This window comes from Streptomyces sp. RLA123, assembly GCF_056270165.1.
Window position 1 is genome coordinate 5,189,676 of record NZ_JBWDOR010000003.1, and the last position, 15,559, is coordinate 5,205,234.

Genomic DNA, 15,559 nt, shown 5'->3' on the forward strand with positions numbered 1-15,559 from the left:
GCCTTGGCTACGGCATGAAGACAGGGCCCCTGCGCAACTTGGAGGTTGTCGAGACCGAAAAGTTGCCTGGAGGCCCTGTTGCCGTATTTCTACGCCTTCGCGGGGGTCGGGGGCAATCGGGCTCCACGGGAGTGTGACTGCCTGGCGCATCGATTCGGGAACGCGCGCGACGGCGGGGAGCGTGTTCGGCGCTACCCGAGCGATCTGAGCGATGCGGAGTGGGCGGCGGTACGGGACCTGCTGCCGACGCCGGCGTGGATGGATGGCCGCGGCGGGCGGCCGGAGGGTTACTGCCACCGCCAGATACTCGACGCAGTCCGGTACGTAGTGGACAACGGGGTGAAGTGGGCCGCGCTGCCCGCGGACTACCCGCCGTTCAAACGGGTCCACGCCTTCTTCACCCGCTGGCGTGACACCGGCCTGCTGGCCGAGTTCCACGACCGGCTGCGCGGCTCGGTCCGCGAGTCAGAGGGCCGTAACGCGGAGCCGACCGCCGCGGTCATCGACTCGCAGTCGGTCAAGGCCGCTGCCAACGTGAGGAGTGCAAGCCGCGGCTACGACGGCGGCAAGAAGATCAACGGAAGGAAACGGCACCTGGTCGTTGACACGATCGGCCTCGTCCTGGCGGTGCTGGTCACCCCGGCAGACGCGGGCGACCGTGCCACCGCCGCCGGCATACTTCCCGCGCTCATGGCCAAGTGCCGCCGCCTGCGCAGACTCTGGGGCGACAGCGGCTACACCGGTGGCCTCGCCGCCTGGGCCAAGGAAAGGTTCCAACTGGCCGTCGAGATCGTCAAGCGCACCGACGACCTGTCCGGGTTCCGTGTCGTCCCCCGCCGCTGGGTCGTGGAAAGGACGTTCGGCTGGCTGATGCGCTCACGCCGCCTCGCACGTGACCACGAGACCCGTCCCGACAGCGCCGAGGCGATGATCTTGTGGTCCATGACCGTGGTCATGAGCAGGCGCCTTGCCCGCCGACGCGCCGCACGCCTCACCCCGCCGACGCCGGCATGGGCTCAGGATCGGGCAACAATCGCCGCGGCATGAAGCGGGAGCCGGAGCCGTCGACCGCCAGCCATCCGCGTTCCACCAGCCTCTTCGCCTTCGTCCGCAGGTTTTCCTGCAGCAGGGTGTCGACCTTCCGCTCCGGTTCCATCACCTCGGCCACCTCCCGCGCGCGCAGGCCGCCGCCACCCGCAGCCGCCGTCTCGACCGCCTCCACCAGCCGCCGGTAGTCCGGAGCCAGCGCCGCCGCCGGGTCCAGGCCATCCCGCCACCGCGGGACCACCGCCCCCTTCGGCGGCACCCGCCCCACCCTCCCGGCCGCGGCCGGGACGGCCGGCGCCGGCTCCTCGGCAGGGGCCAGCGCCGCCGTCAGCTCCTCCACCGCCACGACCCTCCGCTCCAGCACCACCCGGGCCTCCTCCAACTCCTTCTCGACAAGCGCCATCCGAGACTCCAGGCCCTCGACCCGCGCCCGGGCGGACTCCCGACGCGCTTCCAGCAACCCCAGCGGCGACGGTGGCATCACACACTCCGTTCCCGACCTCGACAACCCGACACCGAAACCCTGCCGCACGAACAACCAGACCATGCCTGACCAGCGGAAACCCATACATCACGCACGGTTTACGGATGGCTTCTGAAACCGGCCCAACGCGACCGGCAGACCCACCAGCGACCAGTACACGCCCGGCGCCTTCACCTTCGCGTAGCCCAGGCCGCCGGCAGCACCCGCGAGCGGCGTGCCGATCTCGATCAGCGTCGCCACATCCACCATGGCTCAGACTCCCGCCGTGATGGCCACCGCGCGGAACGAGATCCCGTGCCGGGTCTGGCCGTTGAAGGTGTTCTCCCAGTCCCGGGCCCGCAGGCCGATCACCGACACCGGTGTCCCCGGCGTCAGCGTCGCCTCCACCCCCGTCGACGGCACGGTCACCTGGTACAGGTTCCCCTCACCCTCATCGGAGATCAGCAGACCCACGGTCATCAACTGCGCACCGGTCTCCCGGTCGACGGCCACCTCACCGGTCTGCTTGCTCACCAGCTTCGGGGTAGGCGCAGTCGCCACGAACACCACGGCCGTAGAAGTGTCGATCTTGAAGGACGGCATCTTTCACTCCTGTGTTGACGTCGGACAGCCCAAACGGGCCGCTACACTCGCTGTCCTAGGACTGCGAGCGCCTTAAGAAGATAGTGCACCGCAGTCCTGGGACTGTCAACAGTCCTAGGACTGTGTTTGACTGGATCCTGTCGAGAGGGGTTCGAGATGGCGCCCAAGTGGCGGGAGCTGGCGGACAGGCTGGCTGAACAGATCAAGCGGGGTGACTACGAGCCGGGCCAGCAGTTGCCGCAGATCAGAGAGCTTGTAGAGGCTGGCGAAGGCTCCAAGTCCACCGTTCATGCCGCCTATAAGGCGCTGGAGGCCGAGGGCCTGGTTACCTCCTCACGAGGCCATGGCACCGTCGTGCGCCAGCAGGTGCCGCTCAAGCGACTCGGCATCGCCCGGTACGACAAGGCCAAGTGGCGTGACGGCGACGAGGTCGCGTTCATTGCGGACCGCGTGGCCTCCGGGCGGGCGTACCGCCGAAATGAGCAGACCCAGACAGTCAGCCTCGTTGCAGCCCCCGCCGCGGTAGCAGCCGCACACGGCCTACCGGCAGGCGCCGAGGTCTACGCCCGCGCACGACTGGTCAAGGAAGGCGATCAGCCGACACACACGCTGACCAGCTACTACCGGCCCGAGCACGTGGAAGGTACGCGTCTCGTGGACCCGGCGCCCGGTCCGGCCGGTCGGGGCGGCGGCTTTCGCGTTCTGTACGACGCGGGCTACGAGATCGACCACATGAAGGAAGAGCTCTTCGCCCGGGCAGCCACATCGGACGAAGTGAAGACTCTGCAACTGCCCCCCGGCGAACCGGTTGTCGAGCTACATCGGACGACCTACACCGCCTCTGACACGGTGATCGAATTCGCCATCGGCGTGCACGCGGCTTCGCGCTTTGCCTGGGAGTACGACTTCAAGGTTCCGGACTCCGCCAAGGACAGAGAAGGCCAGCAGTGATCTCGACACAGGACTGGGCAGACGCGCGACGTCTGTGGGACTACCACCAGATGGGCCACGCGCCGCGGCCGTGCTCGGTGGCGATCGGTCTCGGCAGCCACGATCTGGGCGTGGCCGATACGGCAGTTGACCTGTACAAGCGCGGCATGGCGCCACTGATCGTGTTCACCGGCGCCACCAGCGCCACGACCCGCGAACGCATGCCCCGTGGCGAAGCCGTCCACTACCGGGAGCGCGCACTGGAGCTCGGTGTTCCCAGCTCAGCCGTGCTTGTAGAGCCCCGCGCGCGCAACACGGGCGAGAACATCCGCTTCTCCAAAGACTTGCTCGAAGAGGCCCGCGTCGAGGTGTCCTCGGTTCTACTGATCAGCAAGCCGTACGAGGAAAGGCGAGCGTTCGCCACGGCACGCAAGCTATGGCCCGAAGTCGACGTCATCAGCGCTTCCACTCCGATGACGTTGGGCGAGTACGTCGACTCCATCGGCGACGCTCGTCTAGTGATCGACATGCTTGTTGGCGCGCTCCAACGACTGCTGCTCTACCCGGAGCAGGGCTTCACGATCAGCCAGCCGGTGCCAGACGACGTGATGGCCGCGTACGAACGACTGCGTCAACACGGCTTCACGAGGCGGCTGATCACCACCGAGTCGAGCTCCGCCTAACGTGCTTCGAAGCGAGCTGTTACAGGTTTCTCTACCTCATCAAGGCACCCGGCGTCGCTCACGCTCCGCCGGGCGCGCGGCCCGCGTCCGGCCGCGCCCACGCTCCAGTCTTCGCCCCGCTCGGCGCGCCGACCGCGGCCGCGCGCCAGCAAAGGTAGGCCGAGGGCATGAGGTGAGAACCGCGGTGGCTGGGCGGCCGGCGCTCCGATGCTTTAGGCAGCCACCATGGGGCGAGCCTCGAAGATCGGGGCCCACATCGGGCCTTAGCGGGCAGGTCCACAGACCGCCCGAGTCGCCGCAAGCTTACGGGCCCCGATCTCTCGCCCCATGGCAGCTCCAGCCCAAAGCCTCTACGCGCCAGCAGTATCCGTCGCTTCGGCTCGGAGTTGCCAAAGTGCACGACTGGCGGGACCTGTTCGCATACGGGTGTGGGCCTACCGACGACGTGACCCCCAGCGTACGGTTCTGCCATGCAATCCGGCGACGCTGCTAGACGTCCTGCTCAGGCTGATGTGCGCTGGGATCCGTCGAAGTTCCCGAAGAGTGGCCGCGACGACAGCGATTGGCTCTGGAGCAATCCGGCCGCCCTGCTCGTGATCGCGTTGCTGATCCTGGCTGGGGGAACATGGATCGCGGCTATAACGGCGCCGATCGCGCTCGAGCTTCGCAGCGGGATCCACGCTACCGGTACTGCACACAACCGCGGGACAGATGGCCACGCCGAGTGGTGGGTCACCTTCAAGGTCGCCGATGAGACCGAGACTCGACGTCTTTTGCCAGAGAACCTCGGCCAGAAACTCCTTGATGACGGCGATCGGATCAAGATTGTCTACAACCCGGCCAACCCGTCGCATGTTGCGCGAGAAAGTGACATCGGCCTGCGCAGCCTGATCCTGCCTTCGGGAATGCTGTTGGTTGGGTTGATCCTCTTGGCGACCTTTGGTGTCGTCTGGTTCCGCCGGCGTCATGCTGTACAGCAACGCAGTACGGCAACCTCGGCCCCCACGGATGACCGTCGCTGGCTACCGGGGACTGACTGACGCGCCCCGCAGACCTTAGCGATCGTCATGCCCATAGTTCGCATCGAGGGGGTCCTGCGGTCGGGCTGCGCATAGCACGGTGCGGCCATTGCGCTGTGTACGTCGGGGCATCCGCGTTAGGAGGACACTGATCCTATGGCCCTACCCAAAACGCATAATTGCTCTTCCTGCTCGGACGGTGGCGCGCAGGAAGAGGTCATCCACGAAGACCTAGTCGTCGGAGCACCGCTGTCCATGGAGGATCTCACTGAGGCGCAGCGCCTCGACCGGTTCGCCCGCAAGTACTCCCACGACGGTTGCGAGGTCAGAGAAGTCCGACAAGTCCCGCACGACTGCTTGAGCGGCTACGCGTGGTCCGTCCTCTTCGTCGAGAGTTCCTGACCAAGCATCACCGGGTAGCCCCGGAAAGATGCCTGCCAGGAGGAGCCCCGACCCGATGGACAGCTTCGGACTTTCTCGCAGCGGCCGGCGATGCCGCGCCCTCCATGGATGTGGCAGAGCCTTGACCGTGCCCGATGCGTGCCCGATCGAGCAGTGAACCACGGTCAGCCGGGGTCTGCCGCGGGCCCCGCCAAGGAGACACAAGCCACAATTTTTCCAGGTCAGCAGCGGTTTTACGCCCGTCGTACCCGGTGATTCCCAAGCTCAGGGCACGTCGACCTTGCCGTTCCGGTGGAACATCAGCCATTCCAGCCACGTCGCCGTTACGCCCAGGGGCTCGGCCCATCTGTGCATGGCAGTCACGTAGGTGATGTACCGGGCAGACCAACGACGACTGCTGGCTGCCTCCTGGCTTGACCAGCCGAGCCTGTTGAGCGAACGGCAGACTCGTCTCCTCTCGACTCCCCATGGCGTAGCCCATACCGTGCAGTGCAGTGCAGGGCAGGGCAGTCGGAGGGTGAGGAGCGAGGTGCGCAACGAGATCGCTGCTACGAGTCACGAGGCCACCGACTACCGGGTTACGGGCACTTGGGCCCGCCGGCGACCAGCAAGCTACTTCACTAACAACTGGCGGAGAGCCGAGCGGGTGGCGCGCGAGATGGCGAGCAAGGATGCTCGGGTAACGCTGTACATGCGAGGCGAGCGGAAGCGCTGGGAGCCAGCTGCGTACTTCGGAGAGGGCGACAACGAGGTTTGGGCCCGTGAGCGCAGTCTGTGGCTTGAAGGCAGACAGCGAGCTCAGGAGAGCGCAGCCAGACGTCGGAAGAAGCAGGTGGAGGAAGGAGAAACCAGGAGAGCTGCCGCGGCAATAGACGAGGCACTCCTAAGGGCCGCCACGGGCGAAGTTGCTCCATCGCTTTCGTCATATGAGCAGTTGCATCAACTCGCCGAGCGAGCGGCTGGCAGAGCTGCACGTGCCCCCGTAGTCGGTGCCGTCAGGAGCCGCGGCAAGTACTCCTCTAGTCCTCGCTGACAGTCGCACGAGGCAGAACGCCCTCAGCCCACGATGACAGGGCTGGTGCTCCGGGTGCCGGCCGGGACCCTGATCTCAGTCGTGGTCTCATTTCTGGTCTCATTCGCATGCGTCTGGTCCCGTCCAGATGAGTCCCGCCTCAGGCCCGAACCTGCGGGAACGAACCGACGTGAACGCAGGTGAATGATCCCGTACAGAACGCTGACTGGCCTACGCAGACTTGGAAAGCGTGCACCTGGCCCGCGTGCTTGTCGACGGCAATGACGGCAACGCTGACGGCAACAGAGGCGGACGACAACAGCGGTTGGCACTCAGCCACGGCGATGGGAGCGGCCCGCCAAGGCCGGTTCCAGGGGCATGCCCGCATCTTCTAAGCGCTGGCTCGGTCGCGGCCGACATCACCAGATGACATCAACGCGCGTGGACGGCCACGGAGCCAGGCAGCCGGAGACCGAGCGGAGGCTGCCCATGTAGGCGCCTTCCGGCAGGTCGCACGGAGCCGGGCGCGAACTTACAAGGCAGATGTCGGCCTCACCCGGTCGGGGGCACAGCCCGCAAGCCCGTCCGCGGCTGTCACACCGGGGCAACTCCAGTAGCGGGGCGGATGCATGTGACGGTTGGATGGGGGAGTGCCGAAGAGCGATGACTATGAGAGAACCAGCGCCAGACTCACCACATGGGGCTGCCTTGCTGGGTTCGCCCTCGCTGTCACTATCCCGGTAGGGATCTTCCTGGCCGTCATGCTCTTCGGGATGCCCACCCCGTAACCCATCGCAGCGACGATCGAGGTCGGCGCGATGTCGCTGATTCGCGACTCCTGACGGCAGGAGATGACGGCAACAGGGCCACACGTACGAAGACCCTGCGGTAGCAGGGGACCAACCCTGAGCCGGTCCAGTGGCAACGCGGCAGCACCCACGTAGCCGTGAACGAACTCCTTAAGCGGGCGTCGCCCTGCAAGTTGAACATCGTCGCCGGGCCGTCCCTGGGCCGTGGAAGGTGGACCAGCACTGACCAATGTTGACAACCAGCGACGGCATCAACGCTGGTCAGCGGGTCGTGCCGTCCGGAGCCGCAGCCCAGCCAGGCGGCTGCTCAGTAGACCGACTGCTGAGCCGCGCGCACGGCGAACGGCCTGCAGCGCGCTACGCCATCTGGCGCGGTCCAAGAGCGTGGGGTTCCGGTACGTCAACGACGGCGCAGCCGTGCCTGCGGCATTGTCCAGCGCGTTGGAACGCCAGGGACAAGACTTCACCGAGCAACGCCGGGCGCGCCTGACTGGGGAGCCGGTGGCCGACCGGAAGCGACGGGTCGCAGTACAGCCGACCGAACAATGAGGAGAGCAGGGAGCTATGGAGCGTAGGAAGCCAACCCCCGCCACGGCAGAGCAGCGCGACGCGCAGCGCCGTGTCGTTGCCATCGTCAGAGCAAACAGCGTCCTCAACCGCGGAGGCATGGCGCTGTGGCGGCCGGACGATGACGACGATTACGGCAGCGCCGACGCGGACGCAGTGACGGCCGACCTGGATCTGCTGGGCGTCCGCAGTGAGATGGCCGTCCGGTACATGCCACCGCGGTCGTATGAGCGGAGCCTCCGGAAGGGCCGGGAGGTCCGTGTGTCGTGGTCGGAGTTGGCGACCCTCGTGCACTGGATGCCGTCGCTACGGGAGCGCATGGAGCAGATCACGGAGGACGCCCCCAAGGTCTTCGAGTTCTTCTACTGGGAGCCCCGGCCGGAGGGCATGGCCCTCTGTACGGGGGTTTTCGCGGCGCAATGGCGCTGGTGGACGGAGAAGCAGGCCCGGCGCATGGGACTGATGTGCACCGACTGCGGAGCTGACCTGCGGGAGCCGGGCCGCAATGCTTACCGGCTCCTAGTGTCGCGTGCTTGAAGTCTATTTACGCTTGATCTTGTCGAGGATCTGGTCGGCGGTCTTGGTCCACGTGAAAGGCTTGCAGCGGCTGTTGTAGCCGTCGATGAAGGTGCGGATGGCGGCCTTGAGGTCGGGGACGGACTCGAAGGTGCCGCGCCGTATGGCCTGCCGGGTGATGATCCCGAAGAAGATCTCGACCATGTTCAGCCAGGAGCAGGAGGTTGGGGTGAAGTGCAGGGTGATGCGGGGGTTCTTCGCCAGCCACGCCTTGACGTTGGGATGCTTGTGTGTGGCGTAGTTGTCGACGACGACGTGCAGTTTCACCCGGGGGTGGGCCTTGGCGACCTGCTTGAGGAAGGCCAGGAACTCCTTGTTGCTGTGCCGCTCGAAGCAGGCATCGGCGCTGATCTTTCCGGTGGCGACCTCCAGGGCGGCGAACAGCGAGGTCGTGCCGTTGCGCTTGTAGTCGTGCGTCTGCCGCTCGGGCAGACCCGGCCGAAGCGGCAGCATCGGGGCGGTCCGGTCCAGCGCCTGGATCTGGGTTTTCTTGTCCACGCAGACCACGACCGCCTTCTCCGGCGGAGCAAGATACAGCCCGACGACGTCACGGATCTTCGGCTCCAGCTCGGGATCGGTGGAGAACTTGAACGTCTCCACCCGGTGCGGCTGCAGGCCCCACTTGCGCCAGATCTTGGCCACCGCGGAGAACGACAGTCCCAGCTCCGCGCCCAACAGCCGCGACGACCAGTGCGTCACCCCCAGACGGGCCGGCGGCCGACCGTTCTCGGCCAGCGTCGCCACCAGCACCGCCACCTCATCCACCGTTCCCGGCCGGCCTGGACGCGGCAGGTCCCCGAGCGCGGCGATTCCCGAAGCCCCGTACCGGTCACGCCACTTCAGCACGGTCGGACGTGAAGTCCCCAACCGGGCGGCAATGTCCGTGTTGGACACACCCTCCGCCGCCAGCAGCAGGATCCGCGCCCGCTGCACCAACCCCGCTGGGGCCGTCGACATCCGCGTCAACGCCTCCAAGCGCGACCGATCACCCTCACGGAGCTGCAACGCAGCGGCCAGATACATAGCCCCATTGTCCCGAAACCGCAAACGTAAAGCTACTTCAAACACGCAACACTAGGTGAGGACGGCCGCTATCGCTTTCATTGTGGCGACTGCTGCAACCAAGGCCTAGACGTACTGCAGGCACTCAGCCAGTGACGGCCTGGCGGTCGTCGACACCAAACCGGCTGGCGGCCGGGCCGTCGTCGGGTAGCTGCTGCGCCTGGTCGTGCCGATGGCAACGGTCGGGTGCGGCGCCGGCGGGATTCGAACCCGCGGGCTGGGTAGGGCAAGGGCCGCCCGGACCCGCACTGGAGCGTCGTAGGAGGGACCTCCCCTACGACGATCGCAATCGACCGCTCTGCCACGGCGCCGCAACCTACGGGACCGCGCGATCCCGCTTCGGCGAGCGTAGAGGCAGTCTCGTGCAAAGGGCCACCACATTGTTCTTGGATGCCGACCCAGCTCAGAGAAGACGAAGGTGCGATCCTCGCTGAGGATCGCGCAGGACTTGTTACGTGCCACAGCCGTGCCACATCGGGCGGTCAGCCACGGTCAACGACGGGGCGCCGTGGTCGCAATGACTGGCTGAGCTGGGGAATCTTCAAAGCCGCTCTGGCCTGCGCACCCTCGACAACCCTGACCACCAGGCTTACAAGGCAGACGTCCGTTCCGAGCGCCGTGTCCAGGCGGCGCCATACTCTTCGCGCGGCTGTAGAGAAGTTCCCAGGTCTGGCCTGACCTGATGGGTGAGAGGCACGGGAGGTCGTGGCCGGCACATTGGACCCCGGGTGTGCCTTGGAACTCCATCGCAGCCCTGCAGCAGCGAGTCGTCGTAGAACTGCTTGCACTGGTGGTGCAGGTCCTCGTAGCCCTGGCGCTTGGCGAGGCCGCAGTGCTCTGAGTGGCGGGGAACCATGAGGTGCGGCGGATAGCCACAATGACCAGAAAATAGACCGGCCCCCGACCAATTTATTGATCGGGGGCCGATTTCCAATGGCGTGGCAGCGCCAGGATTCGAACACGGGAAGGCTGAGTCGACAGATTTACAGACTTGGGTCGTGCTCGCCCTCAACAGCTTCAACGAGGCTTTGCGGCTGCCGGAGTTCCTTGGCCAATTCAATACCGGTCATGTGCTCTCTCCACAATGCGAAGGCCAGCACCCCAACGACCGCAGACACGAAGGCGTAAGTCCAAGCCAGATCGAGGTGTACGCCACTCGCCAGGAGGACACCCCCGAGGAAACTGATCAGCGCTGTTAGGCTCGCCCCCATGGCGTCGGACTTGAGCCGCCCTCTATAGTATTCCATTGCGCTGCTCAAGGCCGGTTCGTAAGAACTCGCCTTCATAAGGTGCTTGGCTCGCAGTATGCTGATCGCGCCGAACCCGCCGACTCCAACCATACCGAAGAGCCACATCTCTACTATTGTGTCGAGATTGGCGAATGGCGCCACGGTGCGGGTGAGTACACCGAAGACCATAAATTGAGCCAGGCCGATGAGGAGAGGGATCGCCAAGTCCCAGAGGCTCGGTATGCCAGCCGGCAGGGTGAAGGCCCCCGTGACGGTTCCGACATATACCACCGCAATCGCGAGCACGCCGCCCACCCACATGAGCCAAAGCACGCCACTGCTGGCAGGGTGTCCTCGGGTTGCGAGGGCAAGGCTCGCGGCAGCAAAGCCTGCAGCCCCAAGTGCGATGCTCACCAACGTGCCATGGAGTTGCATGTAGTGGTTCGTCAGATAGGTGTGAAGACGTTCCTCAAACTGAACGCGGGTCACGGGAGTAGTCACAGATCAGCCCCCTGGTGCGCCAACGAGACGTCAGCCCCCAGAATAAGGGCAAGGTGCTCTTCCCGTATCCCTGCTGTGCGGACACAGCCACACCTCTGCAACCAGGTCGCCAGCCTTCCGGGTGCACACCTACTCGAAGCTTCATGGCCGCAGTACAGCGGAAGTGCAGACAGGCACGCTGTCGAATGCGTGTCGACGGAGGCCGCATCCGTGACGCCAACGTCGGCATTCGGGCAGGTCAAACAGCCCCCGCAGTGCGAGCGCCCACGCGCCTTCTAAGCGCTTGCCGGATGCGACGGGTCACAGGACCGTGCCAGCACGCAGGGAACGGCGGGGAACCGCGCCCGTATACGCCACCTCCCAGACCTGGTCATGCCGTGGCCGGATCGCCACCTTGTGTGTCGTGCACGTAGCTGTCACACAGGAAGCAAGGCGGGGTGGGCCAGGGGAGGGGCGATACGGCATGCCTGGATTCGGTGACGGCGCGGCGGTGCCTTCCGTGTGGGCAGCACGACGGTTTGGGGAGCAAGCTGGCGCGCTCGCGGCTCGGGTGCCGATGCAGCTGAGCAAGGCCCATGCGCGGGCTCGCGAGGTACATCTGGCTGCGCGATTGAAGAAGCGGAGCCCCTACGGCTCCACCCTGGCGGAGGCGGTCCGCGAGGAATTGGCGGTCGCAGCCCAAGAGCTGGGCGGAGCCGTACGCGTTGTCCGCGGCTACGACTATGCCGTGATCAACGACCACGCCCTCTTTCCCTACAAGTACGCGAACGGCCCGACAGCGCTGGACCGCGCCCGGCTCCCCTCCGATGCATCCTCAACCCGCCGGCGGATGCTGATCGGGCACGGGCCGGAGCCACAGGAGGGTCTGTTCGCACTGGAGGACGACCTCACGACCGAGGAGTACGAGAAGCTCCATGAGGCGTTCGAGGAGCTAGGGGCGTCCACGAAGCTCGTCTGTGTGTTCTTCACCGCCGACGCAGAAGGCGGCATCCACGCCATTCATTGGGGCGAGGCCCACTTGGAGCCTGACCGGACTTTCACGTGGCTGCACAACGAGCCCCTGCCTGTGGCGCGCCTACCGCTGGAGTGACCGCCGCGGTGTGCGGCAGAGACGATAGCGCGTGGCGTCCCGGGCCGTCTGTGGGCCGTGCGAGGCGGCCCAGGGGTGACCAGAGGCGACCAATGGTGACGGGTCGACTACGGGCATGGCTCAGGAGTCCGCAGGTCAGGGGTCCCGTGAGCTACTCGTTTCCGTCGAGGGGTAGCGGTCAGGCAAGATGGGGTGTATCTGCCCACACATCGATCGCCGGACGGTTTCTCTTGGCTGAGTTCATCTACACCATGCGCAAGACGCGCAAGGCGCACGGCGACAAGGTGATCCTCGACGACGTCACCCTGAGCTTCCTCCCCGGAGCGAAGATCGGTGTCGTGGGGCCGAACGGCGCCGGTAAGTCCACGGTGCTCAAGATCATGGCGGGCCTGGAGCAGCCGTCCAACGGTGACGCGTTCCTTTCACCCGGTTACAGCGTCGGCATCCTGCTCCAGGAGCCCCCGCTGGACGAGTCCAAGACCGTGCTGGAGAACGTCCAGGACGGTGTGGGCCCGATCAAGGGCAAGCTGGACCGCTTCAACGAGATCGCCGAGCTGATGGCGACCGACTACTCCGACGCGCTGCTCGACGAGATGGGCAAGCTGCAGGAGGAGCTGGACCACGCCAACGCCTGGGACCTGGACGCCCAGCTGGAGCAGGCGATGGACGCCCTCGGCTGCCCCCCCGGGGACTGGGCGGTGACCAACCTCTCCGGTGGTGAGAAGCGCCGCGTCGCGCTCTGCAAGCTGCTGCTGGAGGCCCCCGACCTGCTGCTGCTCGACGAGCCCACCAACCACCTGGACGCCGAGTCCGTCCAGTGGCTGGAGCAGCACCTGGCCAAGTACGCGGGCACCGTCGTGGCGATCACCCACGACCGGTACTTCCTGGACAACGTCGCCGAGTGGATCCTCGAGCTCGACCGCGGCCGCGCCTACCCCTACCAGGGCAACTACTCCACGTACCTCGAGACCAAGCAGTCCCGTCTCAAGGTCGAGGGCGCGAAGGATGCCAAGCGCGCCAAGCGGCTCAAGGAAGAGCTGGAGTGGGTCCGCTCCAACGCCAAGGGCCGGCAGGCCAAGTCCAAGGCGCGTCTGGCCCGCTACGAGGAGATGGCCGCCGAAGCCGAGAAGATGCGCAAGCTCGACTTCGAGGAGATCCAGATCCCGCCGGGCCCGCGCCTGGGCAGCATCGTGGTCGAGGTCAGCAACCTCTCCAAGGCGTTCGGTGAGAAGGTCCTGATCGACGACCTCTCCTTCACGCTGCCGCGCAACGGCATCGTCGGTGTCATCGGCCCCAACGGCGCCGGCAAGACCACGCTGTTCAAGATGATCCAGGGCCTGGAGGCCCCGGACTCCGGCTCGATCAAGGTCGGTGAGACGGTCAAGATCTCGTACGTCGACCAGAGCCGCGCCAACATCGACCCCAAGAAGACCCTCTGGGCGGTCGTGTCGGACGAGCTGGACTACATCAACGTCGGCCAGGTCGAGATGCCGTCCCGCGCCTACGTCAGCGCCTTCGGCTTCAAGGGCCCGGACCAGCAGAAGCCGGCCGGCGTGCTGTCCGGTGGTGAGCGCAACCGCCTCAACCTGGCGCTCACCCTCAAGCAGGGCGGCAACCTGCTGCTCCTCGACGAGCCGACCAACGACCTCGACGTCGAGACCCTGTCCTCCCTGGAGAACGCGCTGCTGGACTTCCCCGGCTGCGCCGTGGTCGTCTCCCACGACCGCTGGTTCCTGGACCGGGTCGCCACCCACATCCTCGCCTACGAGGGCGAGTCCAAGTGGTTCTGGTTCGAGGGCAACTACGATTCCTACGAGAAGAACAAGGTCGAGCGGCTCGGTGCGGACGCGGCCCGTCCGCACCGCGCCACGTACAAGAAGCTCACCCGGGGCTGATCGCCTGATGGCCCGTCATATCTACAGCTGCCCGCTCCGCTGGTCGGACATGGACGCCTTCGGGCATGTCAACAACGTCGTCTTCCTCCGCTATCTGGAGGAGGCGCGCATCGACTTCATGTTCCGGCTGGCGCCCGGGGAGGGCAGCGCGTCGTTCACGGGCGGGTCGGTCGTCGCCCGTCACGAGATCGACTACCTGCGCCCGCTGGTCCACCGGCACGAACCGGTGACCGTCGAGACGTGGGTGACCAAGGTGGGGGCGGCCTCGATGACCGTCGCGTACGAGATCAAGGACGAGGGGACCGTCTACGTGCGGGCCTCCACGATCGTCGTCCCGTACAACCTCGAGCAGGGCCGGCCGCGGCGGATCACCGCCGAGGAGCGGACGTTCCTGGAGGAGTACTACGACGACGCGGCCACCGCCACCGCCACCGCCACCGCCAGTGCCGGCGCGGGCGCCGGCAAGGAGGAGGCCGCGGCCGCATGACGGCGTCGCTGCGACTCGCCGAGGCCAGGGAGGCGGAGGGTTTCGCCGCCTTCCTGGCCCGGCTGCTGCGCTGGGACAAGGCCGCGGTCGTCCGGCTGCAGGCGTTCGGCGCGGTGCTCGCGGTCTTCGGCCAGCCGCCCTTCGGGGGTGGGGTCGTGGCCGTGCGTACGGCGGAACTCACCGAGCCGCACGAGGTGGACGCCACCGTCTCCGCCGGGCAGTTGCTCGACGGCCTCGACGGGGAGGCGGGCACGCTGGCAGTGCCGGCCGCCGTCACCGGCCCCGCCTGGGCCGGGATGCTGCCGCCGCGCGGTGGCTGGCGCCGGGTGGAGGGACTGCCGTCGCCGGAGGACGTGCGGGCGGTGGCCGCCGCGGCGGTGACGGAGTTCCGCACGCGCAGCGAGGCCCTCGTGCCCGAGCACCGCACGCGTGCGGAGCTCGACGCGCTGGCGGACGACATCTGGTCCCGCCGGCTCGGCGCGACCGGCCTGCCGCTGCGGGCGGTGCACGCCGCCCACGCCCTCGGTTTCCTGCGCCCGGTGCGCGCCACCGTCCCGGCCCCGCGCTCGGCGGGCGGGGACGGGGAGCCGGCGATGGACCTGCTGGCGGCGGGGTCGTGGCTGCGGCTGCGCACGTCGTACGGCTCGGTCGCCGTGCGCAGCGGCAGCGGCCTGGGGCTGTCGGTCAGTCCCGTCTGACCGCGGGCTGCCGGGCCGCCGTGCCGTGCGGTCCGGCGTGCCGTGCGGTCCGGCGCGCCGCCGGTCAGCCGGGCGTGTTCACCATCGACGCGGCCGCGTACACCAGGTAGTCCCACAGCTGTCGCTCGTGGTCGGGCTCCAGGCCCAGTTCGTCCAGCGCGTCGCGCATGAGGCGCAGCCAGGCGTCGTGCGCCTCCTGGTCGACCTGGAAGGGCGCGTGCCGCATCCGCAGCCGGGGGTGCCCGCGGTTGTCGCTGTAGGTGCGCGGACCGCCCCAGTACTGCATGAGGAAGAGGGTCATCCGCTCCTCGGCGGGGCCCAGATCCTCCTCGGGGTACATCGGCCGCAGGACCGGGTCCTGCGCGACGCCCTCGTAGAAGCGGTGGACGAGCCGCCGGAAGGTCGGCTCGCCGCCCACCGCCTCGTAGAACGACTGCTGGTCGAGTGTGCCCCGCGGAATCTCGTTCACGTGTCCCATGGTCTCAG

At 66.9% G+C, this 15,559-nt stretch carries 16 protein-coding genes, 1 tRNA gene and 1 pseudogene; 10 read left to right on the plus strand and 8 right to left on the minus strand.

What is annotated here, in order from left to right; all coding sequences use genetic code 11:
• The first annotated feature begins 78 nt into the window (after positions 1 to 78).
• The gene (locus RV983_RS23675) at positions 79 to 1,047 is read left to right on the plus strand and encodes an IS5 family transposase (RefSeq protein WP_475987737.1); all 969 of its coding nucleotides are present in this window, start codon (positions 79 to 81) and stop codon (positions 1,045 to 1,047) included.
• Here the strand turns inward: RV983_RS23675 and RV983_RS23680 are convergent.
• The 3 genes and pseudogenes from RV983_RS23680 to RV983_RS23690 all read right to left on the minus strand — a co-directional run bounded on the left by RV983_RS23680 (position 992) and on the right by RV983_RS23690 (position 2,113).
• Entirely contained in the window at positions 992 to 1,450 is a 459-nt protein-coding gene (locus RV983_RS23680; RefSeq protein ID WP_475987738.1) for a hypothetical protein, read from the minus strand. The genes RV983_RS23675 and RV983_RS23680 overlap by 56 nt on opposite strands.
• Positions 1,451 to 1,645: 195 nt before the next feature.
• Positions 1,646 to 1,780 (minus strand): annotated as a pseudogene (locus tag RV983_RS23685) (plasmid transfer protein); the annotation flags it as partial.
• 3 nt (positions 1,781 to 1,783) lie between these two features.
• Entirely contained in the window at positions 1,784 to 2,113 is a 330-nt protein-coding gene (locus tag RV983_RS23690) for an SCO3933 family regulatory protein (RefSeq protein WP_389245129.1), read from the minus strand.
• Between the two features lie 156 nt (positions 2,114 to 2,269).
• Between RV983_RS23690 and RV983_RS23695 the strand changes: the two genes are divergently transcribed.
• The 4 genes from RV983_RS23695 to RV983_RS23710 all read left to right on the plus strand — a co-directional run bounded on the left by RV983_RS23695 (position 2,270) and on the right by RV983_RS23710 (position 5,147).
• Entirely contained in the window at positions 2,270 to 3,064 is a 795-nt protein-coding gene (locus tag RV983_RS23695; RefSeq protein WP_475987739.1) for a GntR family transcriptional regulator, read from the plus strand.
• Entirely contained in the window at positions 3,061 to 3,726 is a 666-nt protein-coding gene (locus RV983_RS23700) for a YdcF family protein (protein ID WP_475987740.1), read from the plus strand. Before RV983_RS23695 ends, RV983_RS23700 begins: the two co-directional genes overlap by 4 nt.
• 470 nt (positions 3,727 to 4,196) lie before the next feature.
• On the plus strand, positions 4,197 to 4,766 hold the full coding sequence (locus tag RV983_RS23705; RefSeq protein WP_475987741.1) for a hypothetical protein: 570 nt from the start codon (positions 4,197 to 4,199) through the stop codon (positions 4,764 to 4,766).
• Between the two features lie 234 nt (positions 4,767 to 5,000).
• Positions 5,001 to 5,147: a hypothetical protein gene (locus RV983_RS23710; protein ID WP_475987742.1), complete on the plus strand. Its 147-nt coding sequence runs from the start codon at positions 5,001 to 5,003 to the stop codon at positions 5,145 to 5,147.
• Positions 5,148 to 5,411: 264 nt separating this feature from the next.
• Here RV983_RS23710 and RV983_RS23715 read toward each other — a convergent pair whose 3' ends face one another.
• On the minus strand, positions 5,412 to 5,684 hold the full coding sequence (locus RV983_RS23715) for an 8-oxoguanine DNA glycosylase OGG fold protein (RefSeq protein ID WP_475987743.1): 273 nt from the start codon (positions 5,682 to 5,684) through the stop codon (positions 5,412 to 5,414).
• 1,848 nt (positions 5,685 to 7,532) lie between these two features.
• On the opposite strand from RV983_RS23715, the gene RV983_RS23720 reads away from it, so the two are divergent.
• Positions 7,533 to 8,072 (plus strand): hypothetical protein, encoded by a 540-nt coding sequence (locus tag RV983_RS23720; protein WP_475987744.1) that lies wholly within the window; start codon positions 7,533 to 7,535, stop codon positions 8,070 to 8,072.
• Positions 8,073 to 8,075: 3 nt separating this feature from the next.
• On the opposite strand, the gene RV983_RS23725 is transcribed toward RV983_RS23720, so the two are convergent.
• The 3 genes from RV983_RS23725 to RV983_RS23735 form a co-directional block, all read right to left on the minus strand.
• Positions 8,076 to 9,134: an IS630 family transposase gene (locus tag RV983_RS23725; protein ID WP_475987745.1), complete on the minus strand. Its 1,059-nt coding sequence runs from the start codon at positions 9,132 to 9,134 to the stop codon at positions 8,076 to 8,078.
• A 228-nt stretch (positions 9,135 to 9,362) separates the two neighbouring features.
• Positions 9,363 to 9,484, minus strand: a tRNA-Lys gene (locus tag RV983_RS23730).
• Positions 9,485 to 10,156: 672 nt separating this feature from the next.
• Positions 10,157 to 10,891 (minus strand): hypothetical protein, encoded by a 735-nt coding sequence (locus tag RV983_RS23735; RefSeq protein WP_475987746.1) that lies wholly within the window; start codon positions 10,889 to 10,891, stop codon positions 10,157 to 10,159.
• A 568-nt stretch (positions 10,892 to 11,459) separates the two neighbouring features.
• Here RV983_RS23735 and RV983_RS23740 point away from each other — a divergent pair.
• The 4 genes from RV983_RS23740 (at position 11,460) to RV983_RS23755 (ending at position 15,073) form a co-directional block, all read left to right on the plus strand.
• Positions 11,460 to 11,993 (plus strand): hypothetical protein, encoded by a 534-nt coding sequence (locus tag RV983_RS23740; RefSeq protein ID WP_475987747.1) that lies wholly within the window; start codon positions 11,460 to 11,462, stop codon positions 11,991 to 11,993.
• Positions 11,994 to 12,223: 230 nt separating this feature from the next.
• Positions 12,224 to 13,888: an energy-dependent translational throttle protein EttA gene (ettA, locus tag RV983_RS23745; protein ID WP_475987748.1), complete on the plus strand. Its 1,665-nt coding sequence runs from the start codon at positions 12,224 to 12,226 to the stop codon at positions 13,886 to 13,888.
• A 7-nt stretch (positions 13,889 to 13,895) separates the two neighbouring features.
• Positions 13,896 to 14,375: an acyl-CoA thioesterase gene (locus RV983_RS23750; protein WP_475987749.1), complete on the plus strand. Its 480-nt coding sequence runs from the start codon at positions 13,896 to 13,898 to the stop codon at positions 14,373 to 14,375.
• A complete protein-coding gene (locus tag RV983_RS23755) occupies positions 14,372 to 15,073 on the plus strand; it encodes a DUF8185 domain-containing protein (protein WP_475987750.1) in 702 nt (233 codons plus the stop codon). The genes RV983_RS23750 and RV983_RS23755 overlap by 4 nt, the downstream gene beginning before the upstream one ends.
• Before the next feature lie 64 nt (positions 15,074 to 15,137).
• Here the strand turns inward: RV983_RS23755 and RV983_RS23760 are convergent, their stop codons facing one another.
• Positions 15,138 to 15,551 (minus strand): globin, encoded by a 414-nt coding sequence (locus RV983_RS23760; protein ID WP_475987751.1) that lies wholly within the window; start codon positions 15,549 to 15,551, stop codon positions 15,138 to 15,140.
• Positions 15,552 to 15,559 lie beyond the last annotated feature (8 nt).